19 protein-coding genes are annotated in these 18,386 nt (G+C 30.9%); 18 read left to right on the plus strand and 1 reads right to left on the minus strand.

Features of this window, described 5'->3' with window-relative positions; translation table 11 throughout:
- Positions 1–18: 18 nt before the first annotated feature.
- The 9 genes from COE53_RS06425 (at position 19) to COE53_RS06475 (ending at position 7,268) form a co-directional block, all read left to right on the plus strand.
- Positions 19–1,167: an acyl-CoA dehydrogenase family protein gene (locus tag COE53_RS06425; RefSeq protein ID WP_025568442.1), complete on the plus strand. Its 1,149-nt coding sequence runs from the start codon at positions 19–21 to the stop codon at positions 1,165–1,167.
- A gap of 29 nt (positions 1,168–1,196) precedes the next feature.
- Positions 1,197–2,348 carry a thiolase family protein gene (locus COE53_RS06430; protein ID WP_025568443.1) on the plus strand — a complete coding sequence of 384 codons (1,152 nt, stop codon included), beginning with the start codon at positions 1,197–1,199 and terminating at the stop codon, positions 2,346–2,348.
- A gap of 30 nt (positions 2,349–2,378) precedes the next feature.
- On the plus strand, positions 2,379–3,149 hold the full coding sequence (locus COE53_RS06435; protein WP_025568444.1) for a 3-hydroxyacyl-CoA dehydrogenase: 771 nt from the start codon (positions 2,379–2,381) through the stop codon (positions 3,147–3,149).
- A 200-nt stretch (positions 3,150–3,349) separates the two neighbouring features.
- On the plus strand, positions 3,350–3,778 hold the full coding sequence (locus COE53_RS06440) for an SMI1/KNR4 family protein (protein WP_025568445.1): 429 nt from the start codon (positions 3,350–3,352) through the stop codon (positions 3,776–3,778).
- A gap of 171 nt (positions 3,779–3,949) precedes the next feature.
- Positions 3,950–4,171, plus strand: a complete 222-nt coding sequence (locus tag COE53_RS06445) for a hypothetical protein (RefSeq protein WP_025568446.1) — start codon at positions 3,950–3,952, stop codon at positions 4,169–4,171.
- 519 nt (positions 4,172–4,690) lie between these two features.
- Positions 4,691–4,996, plus strand: coding sequence for a hypothetical protein (locus COE53_RS06455; RefSeq protein WP_069032497.1), 306 nt, complete (start codon positions 4,691–4,693; stop codon positions 4,994–4,996).
- Positions 4,997–5,714: 718 nt separating this feature from the next.
- Positions 5,715–6,140 (plus strand): SRPBCC family protein, encoded by a 426-nt coding sequence (locus COE53_RS06465; RefSeq protein ID WP_069032498.1) that lies wholly within the window; start codon positions 5,715–5,717, stop codon positions 6,138–6,140.
- A 218-nt stretch (positions 6,141–6,358) separates the two neighbouring features.
- Entirely contained in the window at positions 6,359–6,565 is a 207-nt protein-coding gene (locus COE53_RS06470) for a hypothetical protein (RefSeq protein ID WP_069032499.1), read from the plus strand.
- A 40-nt stretch (positions 6,566–6,605) separates the two neighbouring features.
- Positions 6,606–7,268 (plus strand): DUF4085 family protein, encoded by a 663-nt coding sequence (locus COE53_RS06475; protein ID WP_025568452.1) that lies wholly within the window; start codon positions 6,606–6,608, stop codon positions 7,266–7,268.
- 258 nt (positions 7,269–7,526) lie between these two features.
- Here the strand turns inward: COE53_RS06475 and COE53_RS06480 are convergent, their stop codons facing one another.
- On the minus strand, positions 7,527–8,369 hold the full coding sequence (locus COE53_RS06480) for a hypothetical protein (protein WP_069032500.1): 843 nt from the start codon (positions 8,367–8,369) through the stop codon (positions 7,527–7,529).
- Between the two features lie 412 nt (positions 8,370–8,781).
- On the opposite strand from COE53_RS06480, the gene COE53_RS06485 reads away from it, so the two are divergent.
- From COE53_RS06485 to COE53_RS06525, 9 genes are all read left to right on the plus strand, one after another.
- Entirely contained in the window at positions 8,782–9,807 is a 1,026-nt protein-coding gene (locus COE53_RS06485) for an alpha/beta fold hydrolase (protein WP_098947572.1), read from the plus strand.
- Positions 9,808–9,842: 35 nt separating this feature from the next.
- Entirely contained in the window at positions 9,843–10,421 is a 579-nt protein-coding gene (locus COE53_RS06490; protein ID WP_254664540.1) for a TetR/AcrR family transcriptional regulator, read from the plus strand.
- Between the two features lie 195 nt (positions 10,422–10,616).
- A complete protein-coding gene (locus COE53_RS06495) occupies positions 10,617–11,837 on the plus strand; it encodes a phospholipase D-like domain-containing protein (protein ID WP_025568803.1) in 1,221 nt (406 codons plus the stop codon).
- A gap of 178 nt (positions 11,838–12,015) precedes the next feature.
- Entirely contained in the window at positions 12,016–13,047 is a 1,032-nt protein-coding gene (argC, locus tag COE53_RS06500) for an N-acetyl-gamma-glutamyl-phosphate reductase (RefSeq protein WP_029715327.1), read from the plus strand.
- A gap of 13 nt (positions 13,048–13,060) precedes the next feature.
- Positions 13,061–14,284: a bifunctional ornithine acetyltransferase/N-acetylglutamate synthase gene (gene argJ / locus COE53_RS06505; RefSeq protein WP_069032503.1), complete on the plus strand. Its 1,224-nt coding sequence runs from the start codon at positions 13,061–13,063 to the stop codon at positions 14,282–14,284.
- A gap of 14 nt (positions 14,285–14,298) precedes the next feature.
- Positions 14,299–15,069 (plus strand): acetylglutamate kinase, encoded by a 771-nt coding sequence (argB, locus tag COE53_RS06510; protein ID WP_098947573.1) that lies wholly within the window; start codon positions 14,299–14,301, stop codon positions 15,067–15,069.
- A complete protein-coding gene (locus COE53_RS06515; protein WP_098947574.1) occupies positions 15,062–16,225 on the plus strand; it encodes an acetylornithine transaminase in 1,164 nt (387 codons plus the stop codon). The genes argB and COE53_RS06515 overlap by 8 nt, the downstream gene beginning before the upstream one ends.
- Before the next feature lie 157 nt (positions 16,226–16,382).
- Positions 16,383–16,850: an NUDIX domain-containing protein gene (locus tag COE53_RS06520; protein ID WP_098947575.1), complete on the plus strand. Its 468-nt coding sequence runs from the start codon at positions 16,383–16,385 to the stop codon at positions 16,848–16,850.
- A gap of 143 nt (positions 16,851–16,993) precedes the next feature.
- Positions 16,994–17,902: an aminoglycoside phosphotransferase family protein gene (locus COE53_RS06525; protein WP_098947576.1), complete on the plus strand. Its 909-nt coding sequence runs from the start codon at positions 16,994–16,996 to the stop codon at positions 17,900–17,902.
- Positions 17,903–18,386: the final 484 nt, after the last annotated feature.

Consider the following 18,386-nt stretch of genomic DNA (forward strand, 5'->3'; position numbering starts at 1 on the left):
TATTTTGGGGGGCTTATTATGAAACATTCTTACTTAACTAGAGAACATGAAATCTTCCGCACGGCTCTTAGAAAGTTCTTACAAAAAGAAGCTGTACCATTTTATGAAGAGTGGGAGCAAAACAGAATAATACCTAGAGAATTCTGGGATAAATTAGGAAATGAAGGATTTTTGTGTCCTTATGTTGACGAAAAATATGGTGGGTTAGGTGTAGATTTTGGCTATTCAGTCATAATTATAGAGGAACTTGAGAAAGTTGGTTCAAGTTTAGTTGGTGTAGCATTACACAATGATATAGTTGTACCTTATTTGACTGCTTATGCAAATGAAGAGCAAAAAATGGAATGGTTACCTAAATGTATTTCAGGTGAATATATTAGCGCAGTTGCGATGACTGAACCAGGTGCTGGATCAGATTTAGCAAATATTAAAACAACTGCAGTAAAAGAAGGGGATTACTATATTGTTAATGGTGAGAAAACGTTTATCACGAATGGTATTCTTTCAGACCTTATCATCATTGCAGTTAAAACTGATACGACAATTCGACCTGCTCATAAAGGAATAAGCTTACTAGTTGTCGAAAAAGATACAGTTGGGTTTTCTAGAGGAAAAAAATTAAATAAAGTAGGACTTCATAGCCAAGATACAGCTGAATTAATTTTCCAAGATGCTAAAGTGCCTGTAAAGAATTTATTAGGAGAAGAAGGAAAAGGCTTCTATTACTTAATGGAAAAATTACAGCAAGAAAGATTAGTAGTTGCTTTAGAAGCATTAGTTTCAGCTGAAGAAATGCTGAAAGTGACAACTGAATATGTAAAAAGTAGAAAAGCATTTGGAAAATCAATTGCTGGATTCCAAAATACTCAATTTAAACTTGTAGAATTGGCAACTGAAATTGAAATTGGCCGTACTTTCATTGAGGACTTAATTTATAAGCATATGGAAGGCATAAATGTTGTTAAGCAAGTATCGATGGCAAAATGGTGGATTACAGATTTAGGTAAAAAAGTAGCTTCAGAGTGTCTTCAATTGCATGGTGGTTATGGATATATGGAAGAATACGAGATTGCTAGACGTTTCAGAGATATTCAAATCATGTCAATTTACGCAGGTACAAATGAAATCATGAAGACAATTATTGCAAAACAAATGGGATTAAATTAATCCAGACTTAAAATTGGAGGATCAAATTTATGAGAGAAGTAGTTATTGTTGATGCTTTAAGAACACCAATAGGTAAAAGAGGCGGCAGCTTTAGCGAAACAAGACCTGATGACTTAGCTGCAATTGTACTAAAGGAATTAGTAAGTCGAAATGAATTTGATCCTAAAGAAATAGATGATGTGATTATGGGCTGTGTTACTCAGATTGGTGAACAGGCTGGTGATATTGGTAGAGTTGCTGCTTTATTAGCAGGTCTACCAATTGAAGTGCCTGGTGTTACAATTGACCGTCAATGTGGATCAAGTCAACAATCTGTCCATTTTGCATCACAAGCCATTTTAAGTGGAGATATGGACATTGTCATTGCAGCTGGTGTTGAAAGTATGACACGTGTACCAATGTTTTCGAACTTAAAAGGATCAAAATGGAATGAAAAACTAACGAATATGTTTGGTGAATTTAACCAAGGGATCTCAGCAGAACGTATTAATGAAAAGTGGAATATCAGTCGAAGTGAGCAAGATGAATTTGCTTATAATAGCCATCAAAAAGCATTAAAAGCAATGAAACAAGGCTATTTTGAAGACGAAATTGTTGCAGTTTCTGTTACGAATCAAGAAGGTGAGCTTGTTAAAGTTACAAAAGATGAAGGACCGAGAGAAAACTCTTCTATTGAGAAATTATCTTCTTTAAAGCCAGCATTTACTGAAGCAGGTTCCGTTACTGCTGGAAATGCAAGCCAAATTAGTGATGGTGCTGCAGGTCTACTTTTAATGAGCAAAGAAAAAGCTCAACAATTAGGATTTAAGCCAAAGTTTCGAATTATTGGGAGAACGGTAGTAGGATCTGACCCTCAATTAATGTTAACAGGGCCAATTCAAGCAACTCAAAAAGTTTTACATAAATGTGGTTTAACAATCGATCAAATCGATTTGTTTGAAATAAATGAAGCATTTGCTGCAGTTCCTTTAGCATGGCAAAAAGAATTAAATGTACCATTTGAAAAACTAAATATATTCGGTGGAGCGATCGCATTAGGTCACCCACTTGGTGCTAGTGGTGCAAGGGTGATGGTTACATTATGTAATGCTTTAGAGAAAACAGGCTCACGTTTTGGATTACAAGCCATCTGTGAAGGCCATGGTATGGCAAATGCAACGATTATTGAGAGATTAAATTAATAACCAACAACAAACTGGGGGATTTAAAAAATGAATATTCGTGATAGTATAGCAATCGTAACAGGTGGAGCTTCAGGACTAGGTGCAGGTACAGTTAGAATGATCGTAGAAAATGGTGGGAAAGCTGCTATTTTCGATTTAAATGAAGAAAGAGCTGCTAGCCTAATTTCTGAATTAGGTGAAGAAAATGTTTGTTTTGAAAAAACAGATGTTTCTTCAGAGGAGAGCGTAAAAAATTCAATTAGTAATGTATTAACTAAATATGGTTCATTTAATACAGTAGTAAACTGCGCAGGTATTGTATTAGCTGAAAAAGTAATTAAAAGAGACGGAATTCATTCATTAGAATCTTTCCAAAAAATCATTAATGTAAACTTAGTTGGTACATTTAACGTTATTCGTTTAGCAGCTGAGCAAATGATTAATAATGAACCTAATGAATTTGGTGAAAGAGGTGTTATTATTAACACCGCTTCAGTAGCAGCATTTGATGGCCAAATGGGGCAAGCAGCTTACGGTGCATCAAAAAGTGCAGTAGCTGGAATGACATTACCAATCGCTAGGGACTTATCAAGATACGGCATCAGAGTGATGAGCATTGCTCCTGGAATATTTGAAACGCCAATGTTTGATGTATTACCAGAAAAAGCTAGAGAATCATTAGGAAATATGGTTCCATTCCCATCACGTCTTGGTAAGCCATCAGAATACGCACACTTAGCGAAAAGCATTGTTGAAAATCCAATGTTAAATGGTGAAGTGATCCGTTTAGACGGTGCAATTCGTATGCAACCAAAATAAGAGGTATATGAGAGGCAGGAAGAGCAAGTTAACTTGTTCTCCTGCTTTTTTTGTAAATGGATGTAGTTGTATTAAAAGATCATTAGTTCAATATCATATACAGTTAAATATTTATAGCTTTTTTTATTATTTTAAAAGGAAAATTCAGAGAATTAGCAATGATATATAAAGGATTAAATTGTATAGGAGGTATGTAATATATGTGGAAAGAATTATTAAAAAATATATCTGAAGAGGCTGAATTTAATGAGCCAGCTACTCAAAATCAAATAGAAGAAATTCAAGCGAAATTCAATATTCAACTACCAAACGAACTAATAAATTTTCTAAAAGAAACTAATGGTATTGATGTTGCAGGGGTAAGAATATGGTCTGCAAAAGAAATAATTGAAGAAAATGTTGATCGAAGAACTGACGAGATCTTTAAGGATACGTATATGCCTTTCGACTGTTTATTATTTTTTGGTGATGCAGGTAATGGTGACTTATTCGGTTTCTCTATTGTAAATGGAGACATTCAAAGTAATAATATATTCGTTTGGAATCATGAGGACGATAGTCGTACATGGATTGCTCCTTATTTTGAGGAATTCTTAGTATGGTGGAGTGAAGGAACAATAAGTATTTAATTGAACTAACACTTGTGAAAATCAAAAACTACTAAAAGCGGCTTTTTTATTTTAAGAAACTGGCAGATAAGATGCATTAGGAAGTGAATTTTTCATGAGTCTTTTGATTGATTACCATTTTTTTACTTTATGATAAAATTAAAATTACATATACATATAGGAGAAATAAACATGAAAAATCCAGTCAGTGCTATGTACATAATATTTGGTCTATTAATTGTAACGCTAACTTATTTTAATAATTTTGTTGGACCTGTTATACTGAGAGGCTTTGGTTGGATCTTATTCGTTGTAGGAATTCTTAATATGTTTTCAACCTATTTCAATTCAATTCAACTTCCTTTAACTGATTTATTTAATACAGAAGAAAATGAAAAAAATGAAAGAAATTGATACTAACTTTCATAATATCTAAATAATTTTCTTATAAAACTTACACAGTGTATTAGTTGAACAACCTAAAGCTGCTTCGGTAGCTTTTTTCTATTCCAGCAAATAGCAGTTTAATGGCAAAAGGAAAGTGTTAATAAATCTTAAAATGTTAATTAATGGGGGAGAGTTTCATGCTTTTTTATAAATTACTTTCTATTTCATTGATGGGGTTAGGAATTTATTTAATGTTTATTTCACTATTCGCATCAAGATTCAAAATTGAATCATATACTCCCTATGGATCACAAATACTTATTCCTATATTTCAAAAGTTTAATATTGTTTGGAAAAGAATTATTTTATTTGTAATAGCATTATTTTTTGCCTTAATTAATTTTTATGTATTTTTGAAAATATGAACAGTGTAATTTCATATGAGTATTTTTTTACGTTTACACTTATTGAACTTATGGATAACTTTACTTCGATTTGTAGTTTAATAAGTAAACATCGAATAGTAACATTTGAGGTGTTGAGAAAATGTCTTTATTTAAGAAGTATGGAAAATGGATTTCTAAAAAAAATCCTAGACGACATGATTTAGCTGAATTACTGCTAGGGATAATTTTTGTACCAGCGATTATCGCTGGAATAGAATTAATTTATCACAGGTATTCTTCTTTTTGGTTTATGTTATTCTGTTTTTTATTTATAAATTTATATCTATTATCTGATAACTTAATTACGAGAATCATGGGTAGATTTAACGTGAAAATTTCAAAATGGATGCATCCTGTTATTCCATGGATTTTGGTGTGCGTTTATTTTGTTTTAAATGGTTTTTAATTTTAGAATATTATCGATTTTCATTAGTGAGTTAACTTATACAACTAAAACATGCTTAAGTTGAAGATCATAATCTGCTTTTTTGCACCAAATATACTGAATTCCCCCAAATTATAGGTTGATATAATTATCTTAAAATATTTGAAGGTCGAAAAAAATGAATAAAAATATAACCCTTTTATTAAGTATGGTGATGACACTCATTACTGCATTTATCCCTACAAACCCCAAAAAATTACCATATTACCATTGGTTTTCTACTAAAGCAATGCGATATTCTATTTTACTTTTATTTTGGAAAAACGACTCATAAGAGTCGTTTTTAAATTTACTTTTTATTATAAAAAAGGTCTGGTTTCCCACAATTTGGACACTCATATAAATAATGTTCTTGAATTTCACTACTAATATTTGAATTTTCATCATTACTGGAAACACTTGAATTACAATTTGGACAATTTATGCTTGATTTGGGGGATTTGTTTTTTTGATGATCCATCTTCATCCATCCTTTCTTTTTCCTGATAAATCTTTTATATATTACCCATTAAATTATATATCTTATTAAATAAATTAAACCTGTTTTGGCAGTGTAATAAACATTCAAGAGAAACTAAACAAATGAATAGATAGAATAATTTTTTGAAATCGTATAAAAATGGTAGCCACAAATATTGATTACTTCAAAATAAATTGGAATCAAGAGAGGCGGTAATGAATGGAAACATCTAATAAGGTAACAGTAAAAGCAACTATTAAAGTGTCGATTGAAAAAGTATGGGAATTTTGGACAGAACCCGAACATATTAAAAAATGGAATAGTCCTTCAGACGACTGGCATACACCAATTGCAGTAAATGACTTACGTGTTGGTGGAGAATTCTGTTCAAGAATGGAAGCAAAAGATGGCAGTTTTGGATTCGACTTTGGTGGGATTTATGATGAAGTAAAAAAATACGAGGTTATTGCATATACTCTAGGTGATGGAAGAAAGGTTAATATCACATTTAGTAGTAAAGAAAACGAAACGGAAGTCATTGAAACATTCGATCCTGAAACAGCTAATCCAGTTGATTTTCAACAACAAGGATGGCAAGCAATTCTAGATAATTTTAAAAAATATGCGGAACAAACAAACCTATAAGAATCTACAGAGAATGATGATTTTGAATCATTCTCTTTTTTTTGATTTATAAAGCTAATATTTACACCAAAAATAGAAAGTTTTAACCAAAAGATTAGTTGGATATAAGTATCTTAAATGATATGTAAAAAAGCAAAAATCCCCCAAATTACAAAGCTAGGAATATTAGATAAAATAAACTTAGAAATTATAATGATTATTTTATTAGGAGTGTCTGAATGACAAGGATTTGTATTCACTGTAAATCTGAAATGATAGAAAATTGTAATATAAAAGTTGAAAGTATGTATGGTCATGAAATTAAGATTTATCAAAAAGGGAAAAGATCTTTGAACAATATTTCTGTAAGCCATAAAGCAGCTGTTTGTCCAAATTGTGGCTATGTCGAATTATATATTGATGAATTTAATAAATTTAGAAAGTAGAATTTTCATGAGGCTTCTCAGCGAAATGGAGTTCAAACAAATGAAGTATTATTCAAAAGACTGGTATCACAAAATGCAAGTTTATGGTTTCTTGTTGTCCTTTCCAGAAACAAAAGTAGAATGGGATAAATCTATTAAGCGTTTTAAAGCGAATGGAAGCGATTATATTCAAAGCCGTAAAGAAGAATTAGAAATTATAAAAAAAGATTTACTTAAATTTCTCCCTGAGTCCCTCCATTCATATATTAATGATGGAACATTGATATCAATGTTTCCATCAGAAAAACTTAGAAAAATGATTAATCGTTGGAAGGACGAATACATCAAGAATATGGAGGATCTGGATAAAGAATATCTAATAAACTATAACTCGAGTAAAGATTTACTTCCATTAAACATTGTAAAATTAAATGAGATTTCATTACATGATTCAAATGTAAAATCTTTTGAAAAACCTACTAAAGAGACATTTGTAATCAACTTAGATTGTGAAGGTGGATTTAATGATTTTTCTGAAATCACTCTCACTTTTAATGGAGTTAAAGAAATAAGTATGCCTGAGAATATTAAAGGTGGTTTTTGGCTTTACGATGAAGTTTATCCATCAAATCCAGGTTTTGAATTTCATGTCCTATTCGACATTCCGTTTATCGAATTTAAGATTGTAGCTGAAGATATCGTAGTTGAAGGTAAGAATATTTAAAAAGAGTTGGTAAAATCGAAGTACAGAAAATTTGTAATTAGTAAGTAAAAATAGGGAAAAACGTGGTTAAACAATAAATAGTGAAGTTTTTTAGATGGTATATCCAATATGGGATTATTTGTTGAGATATTTCTATATTTAGATCAGTTTTCAATATTATAGTAAATGTATAAAAGTACTGAGTAAGGATTTGATATGCATTCATTCGATTAGAAGGGCTACTACTATGGTAGCCCTATTAAATGTTAAAAGACAGTACTAGTTAATGCTAGAAAACAAAGGATCCATATTCACTTTCCAAGGAGAAATAGGTGAAGTTCTCACCAATGTAAACGAAAGTTTAGTCCTAATTCGACCCCTATTTTTTATAAAAAGATTAACCTCAACTGGGATTTCAGTTTCTAATGAAAATGCCCCTGATTTCTTTATTTGAGGCAAAGTCCACTGTATTGCTTCTATTTTTTTTATTTTCTTAAGATCCTTTTTAATATTTTTTTGATTACTTATGGCAATTTTTTTAACCAAGCCTTTATCTTGGTTTTTAATAGAAACGAACAATACATTTAGCAGTTGAGAAGGTGGTAAGTTGTTCATATATTCATTAATCTTTCCAGCAGCTTTAAGGATCATCACATGATGAGATAAGTCTGCTTTACCTGTCCGATGTGTCGTGCTTCCCATAAAATGAATGCAAAAATGACCACAGAAACCGTTTGGAAGAGAACCTGCACCATGTGGCATTCCGTGCATGGACGCAGGGATTAGGTTTTCATCAGCTAAAATTAATACAGCCCTTCTTTTCCAACTCCAGTTCCCATCATATATTTCCTTCATGATCCTTGTATCTTCTCTTGTTAATGGCTGAACATCTGCATGCCTACTACCAGCTCTTCTTTGTACATTAAAGCTCTTACCAGTTTCCACATCTATTACAGTGAACAACGAGTATTTTGGGATTATTTTGTTAACAGCTTCCCAATCCTGAATTTCTATTTGAAAGCTAATTGGAGTGTATACAGGTTCGTTTGTCTTAGCGTAAGTAAAATCTGCAAAGCAAATTAATGAAAGGGACAAGATTACAATAAAAAAAACTTTTTTCACAGCTATAAATCAACTCCGATTTTTAGTAATTGATAATATCTATTTTGTGTTATTTTTTAGAAAAAAAAGCTAATAAAAATTTGGAAATATAAGATGATTAGTTTTTTTAGTACTTTACTCATACATCAATAGATACTATTTAAAAATTCTTATTGAACTAAGGAATTACTTAGTTGTACAACTCGACCGACTTTTTATTAAAAATTTTTGGAACGAAATTTCAGTTAAGAAAAATAAACAAACATAATTGGACTAACTAATAAATATCTTAAAGTAAATATGGGATTAAATGGAAAATTGATGTTTTCCGACATTGTTATATCCCCTAAGTAGAATTGACAGACCAAGATGCATAATATATTATGAGTGAGTAACTCACTCACTAAAAGATATTAGAAAGGAAAAACTCTAAATGACAAAATCCAATATTTTACCCGATATCTTTTTTCGTAAATTTAATCAAAGAAAAAATGAAAAGAAGTTAGAAATTAATACTGAATATATGATTAATGAAGAAAAGTATGTAACTATTGGGGGGATTGATCAATGGATTACAATCCGTGGAGAAGATAGAAGAAACCCTGTTCTATTATTAATTCATGGCGGTCCTGCTTCAACTTATACTATTTTTAGTTCTTTAATCCGTCCTTGGGAAAGGCATTTTACGATTGTTCAATGGGATCAGCGAGGTGCAGGAAAAACGTTTAAAAGGAATGGGAAAGAAGGCTGTGGTAAAATTACATTAAACCAGTTGGCAGAAGATGGAATTGAATTAAGTAGTCTAATTTGTGAGGAACTTAAGAAAGATAAAATTATTTTGGTTGGAAGTTCCGTCGGTAGTCTAATTGCTACATTAATGATAAAGAAAAGGCCAAATCTCTTTTATGCGTATGTAGGGACTGATCAAAACTGTTATGATTATGAAAATATTGCATATCAATTGGCCATTGATGCCTTGTCTGATACAGGGAATACGAGTGGACTGAAGAAATTTAAAGAACTAGGCCCAGATCAAACAAAATGGACACAAAAAGATTATGATAAAAGAAATCAGATTTTAGTAAAATCTATAAAAAATGTTCCTAATATGATCATGGACCTTATCTTACCTTCAATGCTTTCATCACCACAACATAATATGAACGATCTATTCGATATTTTTAAAGGGATGAAATTTTCGGGGGAGCAATTATTTAACGAACTAATGAATTTTAATTATGGAAGGTTAGGAACAGTATTTTCAATTCCTTTCTTTATTTTTCAAGGAGACAATGATATTATTACCCCTACGAAAAATGCAGAACGATTTTTGCAAGAAATCGAAGCGCCTTTAAAAGAGTTTATTTATATAAATAATGCTGGACATTTAGCTTGCTTTGCAAGACCCGAGCAGTTTTTAAATGAATTGATAAATAGAGTGAAACCATTAGCAATGTAATTAAGGAAGAATGTATAAAAATTGGAGTGAGTAAGTTGTTACCAAAAGATAATATTCAACAAACTGATCGAAAAGTGCTTATAAAACAATCAGCATTGAAAATTTTTGCTTTGAATGGTTATAAAAATACGAAAACAAGTGTCATTGCAACTGAAGCAAATGTTAGTGAAGGTTTAATTTTTCGCCATTTTCAATCAAAGGCAGAGTTGTTTTTTCAAATTATTGAAGGTTTAATGATTGAGTCTCAAAATGAGTTAAGTTCATTGCAGTTTTTCCAAGGAACTCCTTACGAACTATTAGAATTATTAACTGAAAAAATGTTAGACGAAAATCATAAATATGCATTTATGATTATCCAACAAGCGAGGAAAAACACCGAGGTACCAGAAAAAGTGACTGAATTATTATCAAAATATTCACCTGATTATTTAATTGATTTACTAATACCAATTTTTATAAAAGGACAAGAAAGTGGTGAATTCTTAAAGGAAGATCCACGAAAAATTTTAGTATGGTATTTTAATGTGATAAATAGTTTAACTATTCAAGATCTGGTTGATAATAAATTCGGTTTACCTACTACTGATTTTTTGATGAAAATGTTAAAGGCTTAATTGGAATTTGGTGATTGAAATAAAAATTCTCAGTAATAAGAGTAGTTAAAGGTTGTCTCATTAGACAGCCTTTTATTTTGTTCAAAAAATTAACTTTTTAAATTTAACAGTCCTTAAATTATTTAAAATAAATATGGATATTTAAGTCATTTTATTCAAAAAATACTCTTATGCCAAACTATGTAAGAGGAATCTATGAAAAAAATAGTAAAATTCATATTTAAAACTTTAGTACTCCTATTTTCACTATTGGTCATCTTATTTGCTTTAAATGAGATTGAAATGGAGAAAGCTCAAAAAAAGAATATTTTTGCTGAAAAGCCAATAACTTATCCAATGGGACATAGTGATTTGTCTATTTATACGAACGGAAGGGAGTTAAATAACCAATTATTTCATGATATTAGGAATGCAAAAAAGGAAGTGCATATTTACTTTTTTTCAGTTTCTAATGATCGTGTTTCACATGAATTTTTAGATGTCTTAAAAAAGAAAAGTGATGAAGGAATTCCAGTTTATTATGCTGTTGATCGTCTTGGTGGGATTTTATTAGAACGGAAAGAAAGAAAATCTTTAATTGATCATGGAGTACATTTTACCTATTTTAATAAACCGCAATTATCCTATTTTTTTGCATCGATAAATCACAGAAATCATCGTCGAATGACGATTATTGATGGAGAAATTGGCTATATTGGTGGGTTTAATATTGGAAAAAAGTATATAGATGAAAAAAAAGGGTTAAAACCGTGGGAAGATGTTCAGCTTAGATTAGTTGGCAGCGGTGTTGAAGGTTTAGAAAAACAATTTGTACATGATTGGAGAAAAAATTCAGACCAGAAAATTACTCAAATGGAGATCAGTAAAAAAATTGGAAGAAGCCAGCATCAATTTGTTTCTTATACTAAAATAGGAATTGAGCAAGAATATAGTAAATTGTTTAAACAAGCAAAACAGTCTATAACAATTTATTCTCCATATTTTATACCGAATAATAAAGTGATATGGGATTCATTATTAGATGCAGCAAATAGAGGAATCGAAGTAAAAATACTATATTCTCATAAGTCAGATGCACTTCTAGTACAACAAGCAGCATTTCCATATATAAAACAAGCATGGAAAAATAACATAAAAGTCTATGGGTTTAAAAAAGGCATTTTTCACGGTAAAGTAATGAACATTGATGATAAAGTACTAATGATTGGCACTACAAATTTTGATTCGAGGTCATTTCATTTAACGGATGAATTAAATTGTTATATTTACGATCAACAATTTATCAAACAGGTAGAACCAGAATTAGACGATGTATTTAATCATGCTTTTGAAATTACGCCTACTTATATTAAAAATTTACCGTTTAAAGAAAAAGTAAAAGAAAAAATTGCGAAAGTATTTGAGTATTATTTATAAGGTAAAAAACTAGTTATACTTTATTTTTATTTAAAGAATACAATAAAAAATAATGAAAGATTAATCAAGAAAAATGGTTAATCTTTTTTTATTTTTAAATATTTATAAAAATACAATTGATTTTATAATTATTCATAACTATAATGAAGAATATAATTTTATAAAAGGGGAAATTAAAATGAAAGTCGGTATTATTGGGGCAACTGGATATGGTGGTCTTGAACTCGTAAGATTACTATCAATGCATCCGGAAATAAGCGTTATGAATTTTTATTCAACATCAGATTATACAGAAGATTTGACTACTTATTATCCACATTTGTCTACTAGTACTAGTGGTGCAATAAAAAAGTGGAATAAAAATAAGTCGGTTTCCGAAAATGATATTTTGTTTTTTGCTACACCACATGGAGTTAGCAGTGAGTTAATGGGAGAAATCGATTTTTCGAAAACAAAATTGATTGATCTATCAGGAGATTTTCGATTAAAAAAAGAAGAAACATACCAAAAATGGTATAAACAGTCACATCCTTGCTTTTCAAAAACTAACCAATTTACATACGGACTATCTGAACTTAATCGAGAAGCGATCAAACAATCCAATAATATAGCTAATCCGGGATGTTATCCAACAGCAACGCTTCTCGGAGTCGCGCCTTTATTAAAGGCAGGAATTGTCCAAAAAAATTCAATTATAGTAGATGCTAAATCAGGAATTTCTGGAGCTGGAAAAACGGCTAATCAAACGACTCAATTTATGAATCGAAATGAAAATTTAACAGCCTATAAAATTACTGAACATCAACATATACCTGAAATTGAACAATTTATTGGAACAATTGATTCAAGCCAGGATTTTATAACATTTACACCACATTTAGTTCCAATGACAAGAGGGATTTTGTCAACAATTTATGCTACTTCAACACGTGAAATTAGTAACGAAGAATTAAAAGAAATGTATAACCAAAGTTATGATGATTCCTATTTTGTGAGAGTAAGAGACGGAGTACCTTGTACAAAAGATGTTTATGGTTCAAACTTTTGTGATTTATATGCTACTTACGACAAACGTACAAATCGAATCACGATCGTTTCGGTCATTGATAACCTTGTTAAGGGAGCGGCAGGGCAGGCAATTCAAAATATGAATTTAATGTTAGGTTTACCAGATGAAACAGGTTTACAATTTACACCAATATTTCCATAAGGAGAGATAAAAGTTGATAACAAAAGAAAAGAATATAAAAAAAATAAATGGAACAATTACATCACCAAATGGTTTTTATGCGAGTGGAGTTCATGCTGGACTACGTTATAAACGTAAAGATTTAGGATTAATTTATTCTGAGAAGCCAGCATCAGTTGCGGCAGTTTATACATTAAATTTATTTCCAGCTGCACCAATTGCGATTACAAAAAAGAGTATTGCATATAGTAATAAGCTTCAAGCGGTTTTAGTAAATAGTGGTTGTGCAAATGCATGTACAGGTAAAAAAGGAGAGGATGATGCTTATTTAATGAGAGCATGGTGTGCTGAGCATCTTAATCTACCAGAACATTTAGTCGCGATCGCTTCGACAGGTGTAATCGGTGAATATTTAAAAATGGATCGATTAAAAAGCGGCATCGACAAGTTAACGATCGGTAATAAGTTGGAGGATGGAGAAGATTTTGGTCACGCAATATTAACGACAGATACTGTTATAAAAACGACTTGTTATGAAGTATTGATTGACGGGAAAATTGTAACGATTGCTGGATCTGCTAAGGGTTCTGGAATGATTCATCCAAATATGGCAACTATGCTTGGTTTTGTGACAACTGATGCTACGATTAGTTCTGGTCAGTTGCAAACCTTATTAAAAGAAGTGACAGATCAGACATTTAACCAAATTACAGTTGATGGAGATACTTCAACAAATGATATGGTTTTAGTTATGGCAAATGGAGCTGTTGAACATGAGGAATTAACTGAAAGTCATCCAGATTGGGCGGATTTTGTAGCTGCATTTCAATTAGTTTGTGAAGATTTGGCTAAAAAGATTGCTAGAGATGGTGAAGGGGCAACTAAGTTAATTGAAGTAAATGTAAATGGAGCTTCTAGCCAAAAAAATGCAAATCAAATTGCTAAAACAATCGTCGGATCAAATTTAGTAAAAACAGCTGTTTATGGTGAAGATGCTAACTGGGGAAGAATTATTGGTGCCATTGGATATAGTGGGGTTGAAGGTAATTTTAATCAAATCGATATTTCCATTAATGGTGTAACGGTATTATTTGGAAGTAAACCAGTTGATTTTAATGAAGAAGAGGCTAAAAATGCTTTGAAAAATGAGATTATTTATATTGATGTCCATTTGCACGAAGGAGATGCACTTGGTACTGCATGGGGCTGCGATTTAACTTATGATTATGTGAAAATAAATGCAAGCTATCGCACATAAGGGGGAAATAAACATTGGAAACAGTCGTTATTAAACTTGGTGGTAGTTTAATCCATAACTTATCAAATACATTCTTTGAAAATATCAATCAATTAAAAATGAGTGGTAAAAAAGTCATCCTTGTTCATGGAGGCGGACCACTTATAAATAACTTATTATTAAAGTTTTCAATTCCAGTAGAAATGGAAGACGGCATTCGTAAGACTTCATCCGAGGTTTTAGAAATTGTAGAATATGTACTAAACGGAAAAATCAATAAAGATTTAACGATAATTTGTAATCAATATAATATTAAAGCGATTGGACTATCAGGATGTGACAATCTATTACTGGAAGCCTCACTTTATAATAAGGGAAAATTAGGTTGGGTTGGAGAAATTGAAGATGTCAATACGAATCTATTAGATTTACTACTTAACAATGATTATGTACCAGTTATTTCACCTGTCGGGGTGGATAAAATTGGCCAAAAATATAATATTAATGCTGACGAAGCGGCAAAAAGTATTGCCAAGGCAATGAATGCAGAGCTACTCTGCTTTATCACAAATACAAATGGTGTTTTAGATCTTGAACAAAAATTGATTGAAAAAATTACGCCAAGTGAAGTTGATAAATTAATCAATGAAAAAACAATTTATGGTGGAATGATTCCTAAAGTTACGAGTGCCTTAAATGCATTAAATGTAGTAAATTCAGTGGCAATTGTTGGTGAGAATTTCTTAAATGAAAATGGAACGATTAGCGGTACAGTATTTACAAAAGGAGTTGTGTTAAGTGAGTAATTTATTCCCAACTTATAATAAAAAACCAATTAATTTTCAAAATGGAAAAGGTACTTACCTATATGATGACGAAAATAACAAGTACCTAGATTTTTTAAGTGGAATTGCTGTTTGTAATTTAGGTCATTGTCATCCAAAAGTTATAAATGCACTAAAAGATCAAGTTGAATCGATTTGGCATGTATCAAATTTATTTACAATTAAAAAACAAGAAGAGGTAGCTAAAAATTTAGTAAAAAGCTTTAAGGATGGTTTAGTATTTTTCTGTAATAGTGGTACAGAAGCGAATGAGGCAGCTATAAAATTAGCAAGAAAACATTCAGGTAAATCTCATATTATCAGTTTTAAACAAAGTTTTCATGGACGTACTTTTGGATCAATGGCTGCTACAGGTCAGTCTAAAATTCATGAAGGATACGGTGAAATGTTAAGTGGTTTTACATATGTACCATATAATGATTTGAATGCTTTACAAAATGAAATTAATGAAAATACTGGAGCAATTATTTTGGAGGTAATCCAAGGTGAAGGTGGTGTCATAGTTGGTAATAATGATTTTTTTGAAGGGGTTCAAGCTCTTTGTAAAAAACATGAATTATTACTCATTGTTGATGAAGTACAAACCGGAGTGGGCAGAACAGGAACAATGTTTGCCTATGAACAAACTCCACTAAATCCAGATATTATTACGCTAGCAAAAGGTTTAGGGAATGGTTTTCCAGTTGGAGCAATGCTTGGTAAGAACAATCTAGCAAATACATTCTCGTTTGGTGCACATGGTTCAACTTTTGGTGGGAATTATTTAGCAATGGCTGCTGCATTTGAAACAGTCAATATTATTAATGATTTGCAATTTTTAAATAGTGTAAAAGATAAAGGACAGTATTTATTTGATAAATTAGCTGAGATAAAAGAAGAGTTTCCACAAATAATAGAAATCCGCGGAAAAGGATTAATGGTTGGTATCGAGTTAAATCTAACTGTGGATCAACTAGTGGAGCAATTTTTAAAGAATGGTTTAATCGTTGGTACTGCTGGCCCTAATGTATTAAGATTATTACCGCCGATCAATCTATCATACGAAGAAATAGATGAAGCAATCCAAATTATGAAACAAGTTCTTTCTTCTTATTTTTTAAATAGTCAAGTTAAATAATGGATAGTATTTTTTGACTAGAAGGCATTCATGGACCTATACCATGATGCCTTTTTATTATTTAGGTCTTTCTACTTGATTCATAAAAATAGATTGAAAGTTAAATTTATTTTTTAGATAATGGAATAATCACTTTGGGTGGGGGAGGAGCTAGGCTATGTATCATATTCGTGTAAGAGCATGTGCTTTAATTGTTGAAAATGATTCAGTTTTATTAATTCAATTTACAGATGAGGACGGAATTCACTATAATTTACCAGCTGGTGGTACCGAACCTGGTGAAACAATTATTGAAGCTGTAAAAAGAGAAGCATATGAAGAAGCAGATGTAGAAGTTGAGGTTGGGGAACTAGTATTTGTTTCAGAAAATGCACCCCTAATGACCGGTAATAAAATACATGGATTAAGTTTAATGTTCCGCTGTCATATGAAAGAAAACTCAATTCCAACGATGCCACCAAACCCAGATCCAAATCAAACTGGCGTAATGTGGATACCAATTAATGAATTAGACAATATCATCTTATATCCAAATATTAAAGATCAAATTATTCAATATGCAAAAGGTAAGTATCAAAATAATCGATTAATTGAAGAGCACAAATTAAAAGAACAACTAACTTGATTATTCTCTTTATCTTTCATTTAATGCAAGTTGAGTTCTCCATGTGATTTTTAAAAAAATGTAAGACTCAACTTTTCTATTTTTCCAGAGTAAGAGTACTTCAGTCCAACTCTACATTTATTCTATATAAAAAAGGTGATTAAATGATAACTCTTCCAGAACAGTTTATAAAAACGATTAAAGATATCCATAAAGAAAAAGGAGAAATTTGGCTGGAAAATTTTGAAGACTTATGTAATAGATGTGAAATTCGATGGAATATGAAAATATTATCACCATTTGAATTATCATATAATTTTGTAGCACCAATTTTAATTGATGGTCAAAAAAACGCAGTAATTAAACTATCAGTCCCCAATGAGGAATTTAATAGTGAGGTTGAAGCATTAAGAGAGTTTAAAGATAATGAATTCGTTAAAGTTATTGATTCCGACCTTAATGAGGGGATCCTAATTTTAGAACAACTATTGCCTGGTGACACTCTTGCTACAATTGAAAATGAACAAGAGGCAACGGGTATTGCCGTCAAAGTGATGAAAAATTTATGGAAAGCTGCACCTAAATACACTAATATACCTTCCATATTAAGTAGAGAAAATAGCTTAAGAAGAATCGTTGAAAAATTTCCTAATGGCTTAGGCCCTATTTCAAAAGAAATGCTATTAGATGCATTTGATATATTCAGAGAAATGAATCGTACACAATCTACAAAATACTTACTTCACGGCGACTTACATCATTATAATATATTAAATGCCGGAGAAAACTCATGGAAGGTTATTGATCCAAAAGGATTAATAGGCGAAAGAGAATATGACATCATCCAGTTTCTTTTAAACAACTTAGAGGGGAAAGATATTTTTACGACTCTAGAAAATCGAATTGATCTACTAGTAAAAGAATTGAATCTAAATAAAGAAAGAGTACTCCTATGGGGATATTCGCATGCTGTATTATCAACATGTTGGAGTTTTGAAGATGAAGGAACGAATAATGAATATTTTTTTCAGGCTATAAATGTTTTTAAAAATTTACATAAAAAATTTTATTAGTTTTTTATTAGCTGCTTTATCTAAACCTTTAGGTTCTGCAACTAAATTGCATTTTAATTAAATAAGAAACGATATGATATATAGAAGTCATAGAGGAGAAGTAACATGACTATATTCGTGATCATCACCGCATTATTAACGTTTACAGGACTAATAAGTTTATCATTTAAAGGTAAGGAGTGTTATTATAATGAGACTTTCAGTGGGCATAGTCCTGAAATTATAGGTGCAATATTTGAATCACTGATAAATTTATTGCCATGGTATTTAAAGAAAGTAGTCACTTTGCTTTTTTGCGGTTCAATATTCATAGCATGTATGTGTTACTTAATATTAGTAATTTAATAAGTTATTATTGTTGTAATTAAGTTGATTAACATGAGTTGAGTTGCCTTGGCAACTCTATTTTTATTCAACAAAATGGCAGTCTAATTCAATAAGAAACAAGGTATTTAAAGAAGATTTATAGAAACAAGATAATAGG

Origin of the sequence: Bacillus sp. AFS029533 (genome assembly GCF_002585125.1) — a bacterium.
Classification (GTDB): Bacteria; Bacillota; Bacilli; order Bacillales; family Bacillaceae_G; genus Gottfriedia; species Gottfriedia luciferensis_B.

Excerpts from the sequence above, each read along its gene's own strand:
- COE53_RS06440 (WP_025568445.1), top strand. The coding sequence starts at position 3,350 with ATGTGGAAAGAATTATTAAAAAATATATCTGAAGAGGCTGAATTTAAT.
- COE53_RS06525 (WP_098947576.1), top strand. The coding sequence starts at position 16,994 with ATGATAACTCTTCCAGAACAGTTTATAAAAACGATTAAAGATATCCAT.
- COE53_RS06495 (WP_025568803.1), top strand. The coding sequence starts at position 10,617 with ATGAAAAAAATAGTAAAATTCATATTTAAAACTTTAGTACTCCTATTT.
- COE53_RS06455 (WP_069032497.1), top strand. The coding sequence starts at position 4,691 with ATGTCTTTATTTAAGAAGTATGGAAAATGGATTTCTAAAAAAAATCCT.
- argC (WP_029715327.1), top strand. The coding sequence starts at position 12,016 with ATGAAAGTCGGTATTATTGGGGCAACTGGATATGGTGGTCTTGAACTC.
- COE53_RS06435 (WP_025568444.1), top strand. The coding sequence starts at position 2,379 with ATGAATATTCGTGATAGTATAGCAATCGTAACAGGTGGAGCTTCAGGA.
- COE53_RS06430 (WP_025568443.1), top strand. The coding sequence starts at position 1,197 with ATGAGAGAAGTAGTTATTGTTGATGCTTTAAGAACACCAATAGGTAAA.
- COE53_RS06465 (WP_069032498.1), top strand. The coding sequence starts at position 5,715 with ATGGAAACATCTAATAAGGTAACAGTAAAAGCAACTATTAAAGTGTCG.
- COE53_RS06485 (WP_098947572.1), top strand. The coding sequence starts at position 8,782 with ATGACAAAATCCAATATTTTACCCGATATCTTTTTTCGTAAATTTAAT.
- COE53_RS06445 (WP_025568446.1), top strand. The coding sequence starts at position 3,950 with ATGAAAAATCCAGTCAGTGCTATGTACATAATATTTGGTCTATTAATT.
- COE53_RS06470 (WP_069032499.1), top strand. The coding sequence starts at position 6,359 with ATGACAAGGATTTGTATTCACTGTAAATCTGAAATGATAGAAAATTGT.
- COE53_RS06425 (WP_025568442.1), top strand. The coding sequence starts at position 19 with ATGAAACATTCTTACTTAACTAGAGAACATGAAATCTTCCGCACGGCT.
- COE53_RS06520 (WP_098947575.1), top strand. The coding sequence starts at position 16,383 with ATGTATCATATTCGTGTAAGAGCATGTGCTTTAATTGTTGAAAATGAT.
- COE53_RS06475 (WP_025568452.1), top strand. The coding sequence starts at position 6,606 with ATGAAGTATTATTCAAAAGACTGGTATCACAAAATGCAAGTTTATGGT.